The organism is Magnetospirillum sp. SS-4 (genome assembly GCF_902729425.1).
Classification (GTDB): domain Bacteria; phylum Pseudomonadota; class Alphaproteobacteria; order Rhodospirillales; family Magnetospirillaceae; genus Phaeospirillum.
This window is the reverse complement of the sequence record NZ_CACVCH010000001.1, coordinates 427,957-443,645: the sequence shown is the minus strand read 5'-3', so window position 1 is coordinate 443,645 and position 15,689 is coordinate 427,957. Positions and strand designations below refer to the sequence as shown.

Genomic DNA, 15,689 nt, shown 5'->3' with positions numbered 1-15,689 from the left:
CCCCCCCCTGATGGTGGTGGTCGAGGCCGGTGGCGGCGACTATCTGGCCGGGCAGTGCGCCGCCCTCGGGCTGCGGCTGTCCGATCATCCCGTGGCGGGGAATGTCTGCCTTCTGGCCGGGGTCGCCGAGGCGGATTCGGTGCGGCGCGGTCTGCGGCCCCCATTCGGCGGCTTCGTGGAACTGGGGGGGGAAGGCCTGCTGGGCGTCGGCCTGCGATGCTTCGACACGGCGCGCGGCGGCGGCCTCGCCCTGTCGCTGACCACCGCCTCGGCCTATGCCCTCGGCGTCATGGAACTGCTTGGCGAGGCGGTTCGGCGCGACTTCATCCTTGCCGACCGGGACGTCGCCGACATGATCGACATCTGCATCGCCGAGGCGATCGGCAACGCGGTGATCCACGGCAATTTGGGCATTCCCGGCCATCTGCGCGCCACTGCCAAGGGGTTCCAGCGGTTCTGCCGGATCATGGAGGAACGCCTGAACGATCCGGTCTTGTCGGGGCGGCGCGTCGAAATCAATATGTCGTCGAATGGAGCCGGATATGTTCGCGCCTCGGTCAGCGACCAGGGGCACGGTTTCGACCTGGCGGCCCGGCTGAGCCGCGCCGCCGGTCCCGACGCGACCCATGGCCGCGGATTGGGGGTGATCCGCAAGGCCTGTTCGGCCCTTCATGGCGAGGATGGCGGCCGCACGCTGGTGATGTTGTTCAACGGCCGGTCCCCCGCCGAAGCGGGCGACGAAGATAACGAGGAGGTACCGGGACCATGCAGTATCGAGTGAAGGAGGATGGCGGCGGCGTCCATGTCATCTTGGAGGGTCAGTTGAATTTCGCCGCCAACGAGGATTTCCAGGGGCTGCTGGCTCAGCTTGGCGGCAGGAAAGGCTGCTCCGTCGTCTTCGACCTGGCCGGGCTGACCCATATCGATTCGGTCGGCCTCGGCCTGCTTTACATCGCCCGCGAGGATATGGCCGACGCCGGCAACACCATCACGCTGTCGCATCCGCGCGACAACGTCTATCGCATGCTTGAACTGACCGAGGCCCACAAGACCTTCAGGATCGAGCGCTGATTCCGGCCGTCACCGCCTCGAAGAACGCCAGGTAGCGCCCCACCACCGCCGGTTCGGTGAAGCGGTCCAGATAGGCCTTGCGGCCGGCCTCGGCCAGGGCGCGAGCGGCGCCGGGCTCGGCCAGCAGGCGGCGGATGGCGGCGGCCAGGGCCGCGTCGTCGTCGACCGGCACCAGCAGGCCGTTGATTCCGCCGATGATCAGCTGACCCGGCCCCTGCGCGGCGCAGGCGATCACCGGCTTTCCCGCCGCCCAGGCCTCGATCACCACGTTGCCCAGCGGCTCGTGCCGCGACGGACAGACGAACAGGTCGGCGGCGGCGTACAAGGCGGCGGCGTCGTCGCGCCAGCCGAGGAAGCGCACGCGCGGCCGGATGCCGAGATGGGCGGCCAGCATTTCCAGTTCCGCCCGCAATTCGCCCTCGCCGGCGATCCACAGATAGGCGTCGTGAACCTGTTCCATGGCCCGCAGCAGCACGTCGAACGCCTTGTTGGGGTGCAGGCGGCCCATGGCGACGATCAGGCGGGCGTCGGCCGGGGTGTCGAGCGAGGCGCGCGGCACCGGCGCCGCCCGGGGCTCGGTCACGAAGTTGGGGACGTAGTGGGCCCGGTCCTCGGGCCAGCCCTGGGCGACGATCCAGTCGCGGATATCCGGGGTGTTGCCGATCAGGTGGCGGCAATTGCGGTAGTATTTCAGGTCGTAATAGCCGCCCAGCCGGCCGACCGGCACGAAATCCCCGCCGGGGACGAAGCGGCTGGCCCGGTTCATCCAGCTCAGCACGATGCCGGGACGGAAGGCGCGGACCTCGCGGGCGAACCCCCAGCGGGTGACCAGGTCGAGGGCGCCGCCGAACGGCAGTTCCACCACGTCGATTCCGGCATCGCGCAGCAGGGCGGCGCGTCTGGAATTGGCGCGGATCAGCGCGCGCTGGGCCACGCCGGCCCGCGCCAGGGCGGGAACCAGACGTTCGAAGAAGGCTTCGGCCCCGCCGTGGGGGGCGCCGGCCATGGCCTGGATCAGCCGGGTCATTTCAGCCAGCCTTCCAGGGTCGTCGCGGCATTCTCCCAGGTGCGGCCCGCGTACAGCGTCCGGGCTTCGGCCCCCATGGCCCGGCGCACCGGGGCGTCGTTCAGCAGCAGGGCCGCCAGATTGGCGAAGGCGTCGTCGTCGGGGGCCACATAGCCGCTCAGCCCGTCCACCAGCCGTTCCGCCGCCGCCCCCAGCGGGCGGATCACCGCCGGGCAGCCGCTGGCCTGGCTTTCCATCAAGGTGAAGCAGCCCATGTCGTCGGCATGGCCGGGGAACAGGTGGACGCAGGCCTCCTGCCAGGCCACCGCCATCAGGAAATCGCCCTGGGGCCGGGTGATCACCACGCCATGCTCGCGCGCCGCCAGCGCCTTGCCGGCGATGGGGCGGATGGCCTCGTCCACCGCCCCGCCCTCGGCGGCGGCGGCCAGGGTGTTGGAATGGATGTGCAGTTCCGCCGTGGGGGCCAGCGGCCGGATGCGGGTGATCCACAGATCCAGCAGCCAGTCCATGCCGTGGGCGGGATGGGTGGTGACCATGGCGCGGGGCGGGGTGGCCGGGCGCGGTTCGCCCGCCAGATAATCCGGGCGCACCGCCGGCGGCATCAGTCCGACCCGAAGGCCGCGTCCCTTGAAATCGCGGGCCTGGGCCTCGGCGGTCAGCAGGATGAAGGGCTTGTGGCTGTCGAGCAAGTCCCGAACCGCCGGCCGTTCCAGTTGCCGGCCGGGGCCGGTGAACCACAGCACCCGGCGTTCGGCCTGGCGGACGAATTCCAGCAGCGACGGCTTGCGAAAGGCGATCAGGACGTCGGTGCGCAGCGGCTTCCTGCCGTCGAAGGTCTCCCACTGGGCGCCTTCCACATGCATGCCCCAGCGGCAGCGGTTGATGACGTGGACGGCATGGCCGCGCCGGGCCAGGGCGCCGGGCAGCGAGGCGAAGGCCTTTTCCGCTCCCCCCAGCGGCCGGCTGGAGGCGGAATAGCCGTCGAAGGGAATGGAATCGTCGACCAGGGTGATGTGCATGACGAAGGCGTTCCCGCCCCTCCGGTCCTTGACCGGCCGGAAGGGCGGGAACGAACTATCCCCGCGCCATCTTGGCCAGACGCATGCGCAGCGCGTTCAGCTTGATGAAGCCCTGGGCGTCGCGCTGGTCGTAGACGCTGTCCTCCTCGAAGGTGACGTAATCGAGGCGGTAGAGCGACTTGGGCGACTTCCTGCCGACCACCGAGGCGACGCCCTTGTAGAGCTTGAGCCGCACGGTGCCGGTGACGTTCTCGCTGACCTTGTCGATCATGGTCTGGATGGCGACGCGCTCCGGGCTGAACCAGAAGCCGTTGTAGATCAGCTCGGCATAGCGCGGCATCAGCTCGTCCTTGAGGTGGCCCTCGCCGCGATCCAGCGTCAGGCTTTCCATGGCGCGGTGGGCGACGATCAGGATCGAGCCGCCGGGGGTCTCGTAGACGCCGCGGCTCTTCATGCCGACAAAGCGGTTTTCCACCAGGTCGAGACGCCCGATGCCGTTGGCGCCGCCCAGTTCGTTCAGACGGGTCAGCAGGGTGGCCGGGCTCATCCGCACGCCGTCGATGGCCACGGCGTCGCCCTTCTCGAACTCGATCTCGATATAGGTGGGCTGGTCCGGCGCCTTTTCCGGGCTGACCGAACGGGTGTACATGTCCTCGAACGGCTCGACCCACGGGTCTTCCAGCGCCTTGCCCTCGTAGGAGATGTGCAGCAGGTTGGCGTCGGTGGAATAGGGCGCCTCGCCGCGCTTGTCCTTGGCGATGGGAATCTGGTGCTTCTCGGCGAAGTCCAGCAGCTTGGTGCGGGAATTGAGGTCCCACAGGCGCCACGGCGCGATCACCTTGATGTCGGGCTTCAGGGCGTAATAGCCCATCTCGAAGCGGACCTGATCGTTGCCCTTGCCGGTGGCGCCGTGCGACACCGCGTCGGCGCCGACTTGGTTGGCGATCTCGATCTGGCGCTTCGAGATCAGCGGCCGGGCGATGGATGTGCCCAGCAGATAGACCCCCTCGTACAGCGCGTTGGCCCGGAACATGGGGAAGACGAAGTCGCGGACGAATTCCTCGCGCAGGTCGTCGATGAAGATGTTCTCGTCCTTGATGCCCATCATCTGGGCCTTCTTGCGGGCGGGTTCCAATTCCTCGCCCTGGCCGAGATCGGCGGTGAAGGTCACCACCTCGCAGCCGTACTGGTCCTGGAGCCAGCGCAGGATGATGGATGTGTCGAGACCGCCGGAATAGGCCAGAACGACCTTCTTGACTTCGCCCTTCATGAAAGACGCCTTTCCGAGATGGGGGGATTTTGGCGGCGCAGTATAGAAGATGCCGCGCCGGGAGCAAGAGCGGCGACGAGTCGCCTCTGCTTCGTCCCGCCCCCCGTCCGGGGAAAGGGACGCCTACCCCAGAAGATAGAGGACGGCGCCGGTCACGCTGGTGAAGACGATTCCGACGGTGAACAGATAGGCGATCGCGGCCACGGCCCGGCCGGCCGGGCCCCAGTCGGCGCTATCGGCGTGCCCGGTCCGGTAGGTCATTCCCATGGTGGATTGGATGGCGCTCATGAATCTCTCCTTCGCGGGGCGTGTATATTAGCTATTGCGTATATAGACGCTTCCTCGCGAAAATCAAGATCGACATGGAATAATTCCGAACTGGGACGGGTGTATGGCTACTCCGCCGCCCGCCATGCCGGCGTTTCGAACGGCCTCAGGTTGTCCATGAACTGGCGGGCCGACGCCGCCCACGAGAAGCCCAGCGCGTGGTCGCGGCATCGGATGGAATCCGCCGTCAGGGCGATCAGGGCCGCCCGTTCCAGATCCTCGTCCAGGGCTCCGACGGGGCTGGTCCCGATCACGTCGGCCGGTCCCGGCACCGGATAGGCCGCCACCGGCAGGCCGGAGGCCAGCGCCTCCAGCAGGACCAGGCCGAAGGTGTCGGTGCGGCTGGGAAACACGAAGACGTCGCCGCCGGCGTAATGAACCGCCAGGTCCTCGCCGAGGCGGGCGCCGGCGAAGTGAACCTGGGGGTGGCGGCGGCGCAGGTCGTCCAGCAGGGGGCCGTCGCCGACCACCGCCTTGGTTCCCGGCAGGTCCAGGGCCAGGAACGCCTCGATGTTCTTTTCCACCGCCACCCGCCCGACATAGAGGAAGATCGGGCGCGGCAGCCCGGCGAAGGGGCCGTGCTCGCCCCTGGCCTCGGGACGCGGGCGGAACAGTTCGGTGTCGACGCCCCTCGACCAGCGGCGGATGTTGCCGAACCCGCGCCGGACAAGCTCGTCCTCGATCCCTTGGGTCGCCACCATGATGCAGGACGACGGATGGTGAAACCGGCGCATCACCGCGTAGGACAGCGGCAGCGGCACCCGGAAGCGGGCCTGGAGATATTCGGGGAAGCGGGTGTGATAGGCGGTGGTGAACGGCAGCTTCCGGCGCAGGCAGTAGCGTCGCGCCGCCCAGCCCAGCGGCCCCTCGGTGGCGATGTGGATGGCGCAGGGCTGGGCCGCCTCGATCATGCGGGCCACCCCCGCCGCCGGGCCGACCGCCAGCCGGATCTCGGGATAGGTCGGGCAGGCGATGGTACGAAAGCGATCCGGCGTCACCATGACCACATGGTGGCCGCAATCCTCCAGCTGGTCCTTCAGGGTGGCGAGGGTGCGGACGACTCCGTTGACCTGGGGAATCCAGGCGTCCGAGACGACGAGTATGCGCATGCGGGTTCCTTGCTCTCGGCCATGGGACGCGAGACGCCCTGCCGGCCGAGCCAGTGCAGGATCTCCAGCCTGCCGTCGAAATGCTCCACCAGGGCGGTGCAGCTTTCGACCCAGTCGCCGTCGTTGCAGTAGATGATTCCGCCGATCTCGCGCAGTTCGGCGTGGTGGATATGGCCGCAGACCACGCCATCGGCGCCCAGGCGCCGGGCTTCGTCGGCCATGGTCTCCTCGAAGCGGGTCATGTATTGAACCGCGTTCTTGACCTTGTGCTTCAGGTAGGCCGACAGCGACCAGTAGGGGAAGCCCATGGAGCGCCGCGCCACGTTCAGCCAGTGGTTGAGGGTCAGCGCCGCCGTGTAGGCGCGATCGCCCAGCAGCGCCAGCCAGCGGGCGTGCTTGACCACCCCGTCGAAGGCGTCGCCGTGCAGGACCAGCAGCCGTCGGCCGTCCACGGTCCGGTGCATGACGGTGTTTTCCACCCGGATGTCGCCGAACAGCAGGCCGTGATAGTCGCGGACGAATTCGTCGTGATTGCCGGGCACGAACACCACCCGCGTGCCCTTGCGGGCCTTGCGCAGCACCTTCTGGACCACGTCGTTGTGGGCCTGGGGCCAGTACCAGGACTTGCGCAGCCGCCAGCCGTCGACGATGTCGCCGACCAGATACAAGGTCTCGGATTCGGAATGCTTCAGAAAGTCCAGCAGGTCGTCGGCCTTGCAGCCGCGGGTGCCGAGATGAAGATCGGAAATCCAGATGGTCCTGTAACGCCGACCGATGTCGATATTGGCGTTCATCGCTTACCCATCCGTACGGATATCGGAACACTTCATGGGCATGGATTTAGTCGTCATCCCTTGTGTGTGTATATATATTTTGATTCAGGCGATGATCATTTCATTGATCCGAAATCAAACTGTAACGTTAATTTCATGATCGTCCTTGAGGCGCCACGCTATACATGAGTCCATGCGACATCAGGCCATGACGGGATCAGACCTCACCCCACCCCCGCCGGCACGTCCCCGCCGGGTGCTGGTCGTCCACAACCCGGCCGCCGGGCGCCACAAGCGCAAGCGGCTTCTGGACGTGATCGGGCAGATGGAGGGCCTGGGCTGCGCGGTGACCGTCCATGAGACGCGGCGGCGTGGCGATGCCGAGGACATGGCCGCCCTGGCGCGGCCGGCGGATTTGGACGGCATCGTCGCCGCCGGCGGCGACGGCACTGTCAACGAGGTGCTGAACGGCCTGTCGCACGGACCCGGCGGCCTGGCCCTGGGGGTGATTCCGCTGGGCACCGCCAATGTGCTGGCCTGCGAGATCGGCCTCGATCCCGCCGATTCCGCCCGCGTCGCCCGGACCATCGCCTTTGGTCCGGCGCGGCGGGTTCATGTGGGTCTGGCCAACGGCCGCCGTTTCCTGCTGATGGCCGGGGCCGGCCTGGACGCCGAGGTGGTGGCGGGGGTCAGCGTCGCCCTCAAGCGCCACGCCGGCCGGCTGGCCTATGTGGTGGAAAGCCTGAAGCGGGCCATGGGCTACGATTTCCCCAAGCTGGGCATCCGCGCCGACGGCGTGCCCTACGAGGGCCGCATGGTGGTCGCCTGCAAGGGCCGCTTCTACGGCGGTCCCTTCATCGCCGCCCCCGACGCCGACCTGGAGGCGCCACGGCTGGAGGTGTGCATCCTGCCTGCCAGCGGACTGGCCGGCATGCTGCGCTACGGCCTCGCGCTGCCCATGGGCCGGCTGTCCGGCCTGCCGGAGGTGCGGGTGATTTCCGCCCGCTCCATCGTCATCACCGGGCCGCGCGGCGCTCCGGTGCAGGGCGATGGCGACATCGTCGCCCGCCTGCCCGCCGAGATATCGGTGGACGAGGACACCGTCGACCTGATCTGTCCGGAATGACGGCGGTTCAGCGTTCGTGCAGGGCGGATTCGGCCAGGCCGATGAACGGTTCCATGATATAGGCCAGCACGGTGCGTTCGCCGGTGCGGATATGGGCGACCACCTGCATGCCGGGATACAGCCGGTAGCGCTGGCTGCCGTTCTGGAAATGGTCGCTGACCGTTTCGATCCGCACCTTGTAGAAGGCGGCGCCCTTGTCGGTGACGCTGGTGTCCGGCCCCACATGGACGACGCTGCCGTCGATGGTGCCGAAGCGGACCGCGTCCTGGGACGTCAGCTTGATCCTGGCGCTCTGCCCCTCCGAGACGAAACCGATATCGTAGGTGGGCAGCCGGGCCTCGACGATCAGGCGGTCGCCGGCCGGCACGATGTCGACCACGGTGCCGCCCGGCTTGATGACGCCGCCCCGGGTGGCGATGTGAAGCGTCTTGACCACCCCGTCCACCGGCGAGCGGATGACGGTGCGTTCCAGATTGTCCGACAGCTTGCCGAGGCGCTGCGACAGTTCGTCGAACTCGCGCTGGGCCGCCGCCTTCTGTTCGGCCACTTCCTGGCGATAGGCCTGCCGGGTGGTCTCGACCTGGGCGCGGGCCTCCTTGATGGCCGCCTGGGTGCGCCGCAAGGCCGCCTCGTCCTCGTCGATGCGCGAGCGCAGCGCCGAGCGGTCGCGCAGCAGCGCTAGGTGGGTGTAGCGGTTGGACAGCCCTTCCTTCAGCATGCCCTCGCTGATGCCCACCTGCTCCTCCAGGTGGCTCAGCGTATTGCGGGAGTTGCGCAGGCGCGCCTCCACCTCGCCGGCCGCCTGCTCGCGCTGGGTGGCGGCGTCGCGCAGCCCGCCGATGGTCGACGCCAGCCGGCCGCGCCGGCTGTCGAACAGGGCTTCGGCGGCCATGGCCACGTCGGGATGATCGTGGCGGATGTCGTCGGGAAAGGCGATGACGGCGCGGTCCTCGGTCTCGGCTTCCAGCCGGGCGAGGGCGGCTCGCAGCGTGGCCAGCCGGATGGTCATCTCGTTGACGTCGGCGCCGCTGGCGGTGGATTGCAGGACCACCAGCGGCTGGTCGCGGGTGACGCTGTCGCCCTCGCGGACGGAAATTTCCGAGACGATGCCGCCTTCCAGGTGCTGCACCGACTTGATCTGGGAGGACGGCACCACCTCGCCGGTGGCCTGGCTGACCACGTCCAGCGCCCCGAAATGCGCCCAGACCAGGAAGCCCGCCACCATGGCCGAGGCGCAGCCGACGAACAGGTGGGTTCCGCGGGCGACGGGCTCGATTTCCGGCGAATCGGAAGCCTCAGCCATGGCCGCCGTCCTTCAGCACCGGGCCGGTCAGCGACGGCACCGGCTTCAGCCCGAGGTCGAGCAGGTAGGTGGCGCCGCGCATCACCAGCGGATCGTGCGAGAACACCACGATGGTGGCACCCGAGCGGGCCAGTTCGTTCATGGCGGCGTAGACCGCCTGCCGCCCCTCGGCGTCGAGGGATTCGGTGGGTTCGTCGAACACCACGAAGCGGCCCCGCGACGCCAGGGCGCGGGCCAGCGCCACCCGGCGCCGCACCCCCAGCGCCAGATTGCGCCCGCCGTTGACGATGGGGGTGGCGATTCCGTCCATGGAGGTGTCCAGCCACGCGCGAAGGCCGGCGGCGCGCAGCACCCGGTTGAACTCGTCGTCGCCCATGCCGGGATTGGCGCCGCGCACCGCCTGCTCGACGGTGCCGTCCAGCAGCTCGGGCTCCTGCGGCAGATAGGCCACCTGCTTGCGCCACCATTCCATCGACAGCTGGCGCAGTTCGACCCCGTCCACCAGGATCTGGCCGCGCGCCGGCTCGATCAGCCCCATCAGCAACCGCGCCAGGGTGGTCTTGCCGCTGCCGTTGGGGCCCGACACCGCCAGCACCATGCCGGGGTCCAGCCGCACCGACAGATGCTCGGCCAGCGGCCCGCTGGAGCCGGGATGGGCGAAGGCCACGTCCACCAGTTCCAGACGCCCCGCCACCGACTTCAGGGCCATGCCCGATTGCTGTTCGCGCGGCAGCCGCATGAAGTCGTGGACCCGGCGCAGCGCCAGGTCGGCGCGGGCGAACATCTCGGCCATGCCGGCCATGCGGTTGATGGGGCCCAGCGCCCGCCCGGCCAGGATGTTGGCCCCCACCAGCCCGCCCACCGACAGGTCGCCCTTCACCGCCAGGACGGCTCCGACCGTGACGATCACGATGCCCTGAAGCACGCCGACGGTCTGGGTGATGGACTGCACCAGACTCTGGCGTTCGCCCAGCTTGCGCCGCGCCGCCAGGACGCGGGCGCGGGCGGCGCGCCACAGGCCGATGGTCTGGCCGCCGGAATTGAAGGCACGCAGCGTGTCGGCGCTGTTGATGGCGGCGCCCAGCGCCGCCTGGGCCTGGGTCTCGCCCTCGCCGGCGCCCCGCGCCACATCCTTCAGCAGGCGCTCGCCCACCACCACGGTGGCGACCGAGGCCAGCATGAAGCCCAGCGCCAGCACCGCCAGCAGCGGACTGAGAAAGGCCAGGGCGATCAGGGTCAGCACCGCGAAGGGAACGTCCAGCGCCGCGCAGAGATTGGCCGGCGTGAAGACGCGGTCGACCACGTCGAGACCGCGCATGACCTCCTGCAACAGGCCGGCGGGCAGACGTTCCAGCACCGCCACCCGGGTCTGGGCCAGGGCGGCGAAGGCGCTTTCGCCACGCAGGGCCTCGCTTGGGCCGGTGACCGCCGCGGCAAGGCGGATGCGGGCCTCGCGAAAGCCGAATTCCAGGGCGGCGGCCAGAAGAACCCCCATGGTCAGGGTGACCAGGGTGGCGTCGACGCCATAGGGGACATAACGGTTGAGCACCAGCATGACGAACACGGTGGTGGCCAGTCCCAGCAGATTGATGAACAGCGACGCCGCCAGCAGTTCGGTCAGGATCAGCGGGTGGGCGAACAGGCGGCGGAGAAGCTCATTCATTCAGAAGTCAACGGATGGCGTCGGGTTCCATGCTGCCGATGACCGCCAGCACGGTGTAGGCGGCGATCACCACGTCGGCCTGGGCGGAAGCCGCCTGACTCTGGGCGCCGATCAGCGCGGTCTCGCCGGCCAGGACGTCGATCAGCGAACGGTTGCCCAGCTGGCGTTCCTTGCGGGCCAGTTCGAGGAATTCGTTGGCCAGCACCGCCTGATTGCCCAGCATCTCGGCGCGGGCCTTCTGATGCACGTAGTTCTCCCAGGCGTTGCCCACCTGCTCCTCGGTCTGGTCGCGGCCGGCGGCCAGTCGGCGCTCGGCGGCCACCACTCCGCTTTCCGAGGCCTTCAGGCTGTTGACGGCGGTCATGCCCAGATTGATGGGCATGGAGACCTCGACCTTGGCCAGATATTCCTGCTGGGCGCCCATGGTGCCGGAGATGTTGCGCTTGTTCTTGGCCTCGCCCACCAGTTCGACCTTGGGGAAGAAGCCCTGGGCCTTGGTGGCCTCCATCTGCCGGCGGGCGGCCTCGACCGCGTGGGTCGCGACCTTGATGGAGGGGCTGTTGGCCCGGGCGATGGCCAGGGCGTCGGTCAAGGTGGCGGGCAGGCGGTCCAGCGGCACCTTGGGCAGCACCATGGAGGCGGCGTCCTCCATGGGCTTGTTGAAGATGTTGCGGAAACGGTTCTGGGCCTGGGCCAGGGCGAATTCCGACTGAATCCGGTTGGCCTGGGCGCCGGCCAGCTGGGTCTTGGCCTGGAGCACGTCCGACGACAGGCCCGATCCCAGGTCGACCTTGGCCTCTTCCAGGCCGGTCTGGCGGCGGATATTGGCCTCGGATTCGCGGGCGAAACTCAACTGCCGCAGGGTGCGGGTCAGGTTGGCGTAGGCGGTGACCGCCTCCAGCATCAGGCCCTGGCGGGTGCCCTCGCGCGTCGATTCCGCCTGCTTGTGGGTGGCCTCGGCGCGGCCGATGGTCGAGTTGGTGGCGCCGAAATCCCACACCAGCTGTTTCAGCGAGGCGGAATATTCGTTTCGGTAGGCGGCGGTGTCGTCCGAGCCGCTGGGCTTGTTCTGCTTCTCGTAGCCGTAATTGACGGTCGGCGTCAGGGTGGGGTACCAGCCGCCGCGCGCCACCTCGATGGAGTTGCGGGCGCCCTCGACGTCGGCCTCGGCCCCGACCAGACGGTCGTTGGTTCGCAGCATGTCGTCGATCAGCAGGCGCAGATCATCGGCCCGGGCCGGCGCGGCGGCCAATCCACAGCACAGCAGCGCCGCCATGCCGGCGTACTTCCCCAAAGCCATGCGAGGTACCCCCTTCGAAACGTTTCCGGCGCATGATATGATTTTCCGGTTGAATTGACCATACGCAGAAACAGCGAATGCATCCGGGCCGTATCCTGATACCGCGGCCGGGGGGTGGGGAGCGGGAATCATGCTGACATCGACGGCGCCAATTTCGGACCAGACCGCCACCCCCGTCGTCCTCGATGCGGCATCCGGCCCCGTGCTGGTCCTGCCATCGGGTTTTCCGCTGGCCGACGCCGTCTATTCCCGCCTCGGCCCCAATCTGGTCATCGACGGCAGGGATGGCGGCCAGGTGGTGGTGACCGACTTCTTCGCGGTGGCGAGCGCCCCCGCCCTGGCGTCTCCGTCCGGAACCGTCATTCCCGGCGACCTGGCCGGACGGCTGGCCGGTTCGGCGGCGCCGGGGCAATACGCCCAGGCCGCGCCGGCCAGCGACGCCGCGCCCGACGGTCCGGCCCCCATCGGCGAGGTCAACAAGCTGTCGGGCATCGCCCAGATCCGCCATGCCGACGGCACCACCGTGCCCGCCGCCAACGGCATGGCGGTCTATGAGGGCGACGAGGTCACCACCGGGGCCCAGGGCAGCGTCGGCATCGTGTTCGTCGACGGCTCGACCTTCTCGGTGGGGCACAGCGCGCGGGCGGTTCTGGAACAGCTGTCCTACGATCCCGGCACCAATACCGGCACCTCGACCCTGCAAGTCACCAGCGGTCCCTTCAGCTTCACTTCCGGCGAAATCGCCAAGACCACCCTCGACGCCATGACGGTGAAGACCCCGGTGCTGAGCATCGGCGTGCGCGGCACCACGGTGGCGGGCGTCGCCGCGCCCGAGGGCGGCAACAACACCGTGTCGCTGCTGGCCGATTCCGGCGGCGGCATCGGCCAGATCGCGATCAAGAGCGGCGGCGGCGTCCAGGTGATGTCGCAGATCAACCAGACGGTCCAGATGACCAGCTTCAACCAGCCGCCGCCGCCGCCGGTGATCATTCCGCCGCAGCAGATCCAGCAATTGTACGGCAGCGCCACCGCCACCCTGCCGCCGTCGCAGCCGCCGCTGCAACAGCGCACCGAGCCGCCGGCGTCGCCGCAGATGCGCCAGCAGCAGCAGCAATTGCAGCAAAAGAGCGAGGCCGCCAAGGCCGCCACTCCGGCCGAGGCCGCCAAGGCCGCCGCCGATGCCAAGGCCGCCGCCGCCGCCAAGGTCCAGAGCGAGGCCGCCAAGACCGGCGTGGCTCCGCCGCCGGCCGCGCCGGTCGGTCCCGACGGGCAGCCGGCGCAGCAAGGACCGCAGGGGCCGGCCGGCCCGGTCGCTCCGGGAGGTCCGGTTCCTCCGGGAGGGCCGGTTCCTCCGGGAGGGGAGGGGGCGCAGTTGGGGCCGGCTCCGACGCCTCTTGGTCCGCAGGGGCTCCAGCAGGTGATCGGCCAGGTGGTCGGACAGGTTTTCGGCCAGATATTCGGTCCCGTGGGCGACCAGGGCGGGCTTCCCGTCGGCCTTGGTCCGGTGGGCGGCTTCGGCCCGTTGCCGGGAAGCGGCCCGCTGGCCGGCTTCGGCCCGCTGGGCGGTTTCGGCGATACGGGCGGCTTCGGCGCCCTGGGTGGTTTCGGGCCGCTGGCCGGCGGCGGCGTCCTGCTGGGGCCTGCCGTCTACGACCCCCTCGCCGGCAATCCCTTCCTGCCTCCTCCCGGCGGCACCATCGTCGAGCAGAACGACCCCACCAAGCCCAACAATCCCATCAACGAGGTGCCGTTCGACCAGACGTTCTCGTCCTTCACCACCGGCAACGACGCTTTCGGCGGCAACAGCGCCAACACCGAATACGTGGTCCAGCGCGCCAGCATCGGCGGCACCGACGTCCTGACCGATTCCGGCGGCAGCGTCAATCGCCTGACCTTCAGCAATCTGACCGACGCCATCATCACGGTGCTGGAAGATCCCAACCACACCTCGTCGCTGCTGCTGTCCATCACCGATCTCAGCAGCAATTCGCTGGGCACCATCCAGGCCGCCAAGACCATCAACCAGATTCAGGCCTCGGCCTCGGACATCGCCCTGGCGCTCGGCAGCGGCGTCGTCCTCAGCGGCACCAACGCCATGACCGGCGACGACCGCGGCTATATCGTGTCGGGGACCGGCGGCAACGACACCATCAACGCCGCCACCCTGACCGCCAGCGGATCGGGCACCCTGATCGGCGCGGTGATCTTCGGCGCCGACGGCGACGACACCATCACCGGCGTCACCACCAAGAACATCATCTATGCCGGCAACGGCAACGACGTCGTCAACCTGAACGGAACCGGCAGCAGCAGCGTGCACGGCGAGACCGGCAACGACAGCCTCAGCTATGCCGGCAGCGCCTATTCCGCCGGCATCTCGGTGGCGATGGACACCACCATCGGCAACGGCGTCACCCACCACACCAGCACCCTCGACACCTTCAGCGGCTTCGAGAGCCTGACCACCTCGTCCGGCAACGACACCATCAGCATGAATCTGGGGACGACCCTGTCCTACGTCGACGGCGGCGGCGGTACCGACAGCCTGAGCTGGACCTATGGCCCGACCGCCACCACCGCCACCATCGCCAACGTGGAGACGGTCAACCTGACCGGCATGGGCACCTTCACCGGATCGCTGTCCGGCACCGGCACCATCACCGTCAACAAGACCGGCGACGGTCCGCTGGACCTGACCATCGCCAACGCCACCGCCGCCGTCAACGGCGCCGGCGGCACCGACAAGGTGACGCTGAGCGACGCCACCCACAGCCTGACCGTCACCGGCGTCGAAAGCATCGTCGGCGGCACCGGCAACGACAGCGTCACCATCGGCAGCTCCCTGTCCGGCGGCTCCATCGACCTGGGGGCCGGCACCGACGTTCTCACCTTCGGCGGCACCGTCACCAGCGCCACCGTCAGCAACGTGGAAACCATCACCGGCGGCGGCGGCGCCGACACCGTGACCATCGGCGGCGGCGGCGTCAGCTTCATCGGCGGCGCCGGCGCCGATGCGATCACCCTGGCGACGGGCGGGGGCGCCGGAACCGACCTGATCATCTACACCAACATGACGACGGAAAAGCTGTCGACCGACACCGTCACCAATTTCAGCCATGCCGCCGACAGCTTCGTGTTCTCGAACACCACCTACAACACCGGCCTTTCCAACGGAGCCCTCGGCCTGGGCTTCACCATCAGCGACACCGCCAACAATTACGACTTCAACGCCGCCAACCTTCTGATGATCAGCAACGCCCAGACCTACGCCGATGCCGAGGCGGCGGTCGCCACCGTCACCAGCGGCGGCGGCAATGCCGGCACCGGGGCGCTGTTCGTGCTCTACACCAAGACCGGCGGCAATCTGATGCTGGCCTACGACAGCAATCGCGCCGACGGGTCGTCGGGCGGCACTGCCCACGATGTCGCCATCCTGGCGAGCGTCGACGGCACGTTCGATCAATCGGATGTCATCATAACCACATGATATTGCTCGGTATCGGACGGTTCTATACTTTAGAGCCGTCCGAATCGAGGCCTATCGAGCAACGAGGGCTTGACTAAATCGGTATTGATATACCACTTTAGTCGGACGAGGGCGCGTCCCTATAATAACCAGCGCTCCAACAGGGTGGCAGAACGGTTGTTTCGTGGACCGGGACGGATTCGAGCCCCCGGACAACTCAAATCACGACTCTGGG

Annotated in this window: 13 protein-coding genes; 4 read left to right on the top strand and 9 right to left on the bottom strand. The window is 68.4% G+C overall.

The features are described from left to right. Both MTBSS4_RS02135 and MTBSS4_RS02130 read left to right on the top strand, forming a co-directional pair. A partial coding sequence (locus tag MTBSS4_RS02135; protein ID WP_173981733.1) for an ATP-binding protein occupies positions 1-781 on the top strand: 781 nt, incomplete at its 5' end. Further along, positions 766-1,071 carry an STAS domain-containing protein gene (locus MTBSS4_RS02130; protein ID WP_173981732.1) on the top strand — a complete coding sequence of 102 codons (306 nt, stop codon included), beginning with the start codon at positions 766-768 and terminating at the stop codon, positions 1,069-1,071. The genes MTBSS4_RS02135 and MTBSS4_RS02130, both read left to right, overlap by 16 nt. On the opposite strand, the gene MTBSS4_RS02125 is transcribed toward MTBSS4_RS02130, so the two are convergent. The 6 genes from MTBSS4_RS02125 to MTBSS4_RS02100 form a co-directional block, all read right to left on the bottom strand. Next, positions 1,055-2,098: a glycosyltransferase gene (locus MTBSS4_RS02125; RefSeq protein WP_173981731.1), complete on the bottom strand. Its 1,044-nt coding sequence runs from the start codon at positions 2,096-2,098 to the stop codon at positions 1,055-1,057. The genes MTBSS4_RS02130 and MTBSS4_RS02125 overlap by 17 nt on opposite strands. After that, positions 2,095-3,117: a glycosyltransferase gene (locus MTBSS4_RS02120; protein WP_173981730.1), complete on the bottom strand. Its 1,023-nt coding sequence runs from the start codon at positions 3,115-3,117 to the stop codon at positions 2,095-2,097. Before MTBSS4_RS02120 ends, MTBSS4_RS02125 begins: the two co-directional genes overlap by 4 nt. 55 nt (positions 3,118-3,172) lie before the next feature. Further along, on the bottom strand, positions 3,173-4,387 hold the full coding sequence (locus tag MTBSS4_RS02115; RefSeq protein WP_173981729.1) for an argininosuccinate synthase: 1,215 nt from the start codon (positions 4,385-4,387) through the stop codon (positions 3,173-3,175). A gap of 123 nt (positions 4,388-4,510) precedes the next feature. Beyond that, positions 4,511-4,675 (bottom strand): hypothetical protein, encoded by a 165-nt coding sequence (locus MTBSS4_RS02110; protein ID WP_173981728.1) that lies wholly within the window; start codon positions 4,673-4,675, stop codon positions 4,511-4,513. 107 nt (positions 4,676-4,782) lie between these two features. Next, complete coding sequence (locus MTBSS4_RS02105; RefSeq protein ID WP_173981727.1) at positions 4,783-5,823, bottom strand: glycosyltransferase family 1 protein; 1,041 nt, start codon at positions 5,821-5,823, stop codon at positions 4,783-4,785. After that, positions 5,751-6,617, bottom strand: a complete 867-nt coding sequence (locus MTBSS4_RS02100; protein WP_173981726.1) for a UDP-2,3-diacylglucosamine diphosphatase — start codon at positions 6,615-6,617, stop codon at positions 5,751-5,753. The genes MTBSS4_RS02105 and MTBSS4_RS02100 overlap by 73 nt, the downstream gene beginning before the upstream one ends. Positions 6,618-6,804: 187 nt before the next feature. Between MTBSS4_RS02100 and MTBSS4_RS02095 the strand changes: the two genes are divergently transcribed. Beyond that, a complete protein-coding gene (locus MTBSS4_RS02095; protein ID WP_173981725.1) occupies positions 6,805-7,722 on the top strand; it encodes a diacylglycerol kinase family protein in 918 nt (305 codons plus the stop codon). 7 nt (positions 7,723-7,729) lie between these two features. Here the strand turns inward: MTBSS4_RS02095 and MTBSS4_RS02090 are convergent, their stop codons facing one another. The 3 genes from MTBSS4_RS02090 to MTBSS4_RS02080 are packed head-to-tail and all read right to left on the bottom strand — an operon-like array spanning position 7,730 to position 11,988. Continuing rightward, complete coding sequence (locus MTBSS4_RS02090) at positions 7,730-9,025, bottom strand: HlyD family type I secretion periplasmic adaptor subunit (protein WP_173981724.1); 1,296 nt, start codon at positions 9,023-9,025, stop codon at positions 7,730-7,732. After that, positions 9,018-10,688, bottom strand: a complete 1,671-nt coding sequence (locus tag MTBSS4_RS02085; protein ID WP_173981723.1) for an ATP-binding cassette domain-containing protein — start codon at positions 10,686-10,688, stop codon at positions 9,018-9,020. The genes MTBSS4_RS02090 and MTBSS4_RS02085 overlap by 8 nt, the downstream gene beginning before the upstream one ends. Before the next feature lie 7 nt (positions 10,689-10,695). Further along, the gene (locus MTBSS4_RS02080; RefSeq protein ID WP_173981722.1) at positions 10,696-11,988 is read right to left on the bottom strand and encodes a TolC family outer membrane protein; all 1,293 of its coding nucleotides are present in this window, start codon (positions 11,986-11,988) and stop codon (positions 10,696-10,698) included. Positions 11,989-12,118: 130 nt separating this feature from the next. On the opposite strand from MTBSS4_RS02080, the gene MTBSS4_RS22695 reads away from it, so the two are divergent. Then, positions 12,119-15,475, top strand: coding sequence for a FecR domain-containing protein (locus MTBSS4_RS22695; protein ID WP_173981721.1), 3,357 nt, complete (start codon positions 12,119-12,121; stop codon positions 15,473-15,475). Positions 15,476-15,689: the final 214 nt, after the last annotated feature.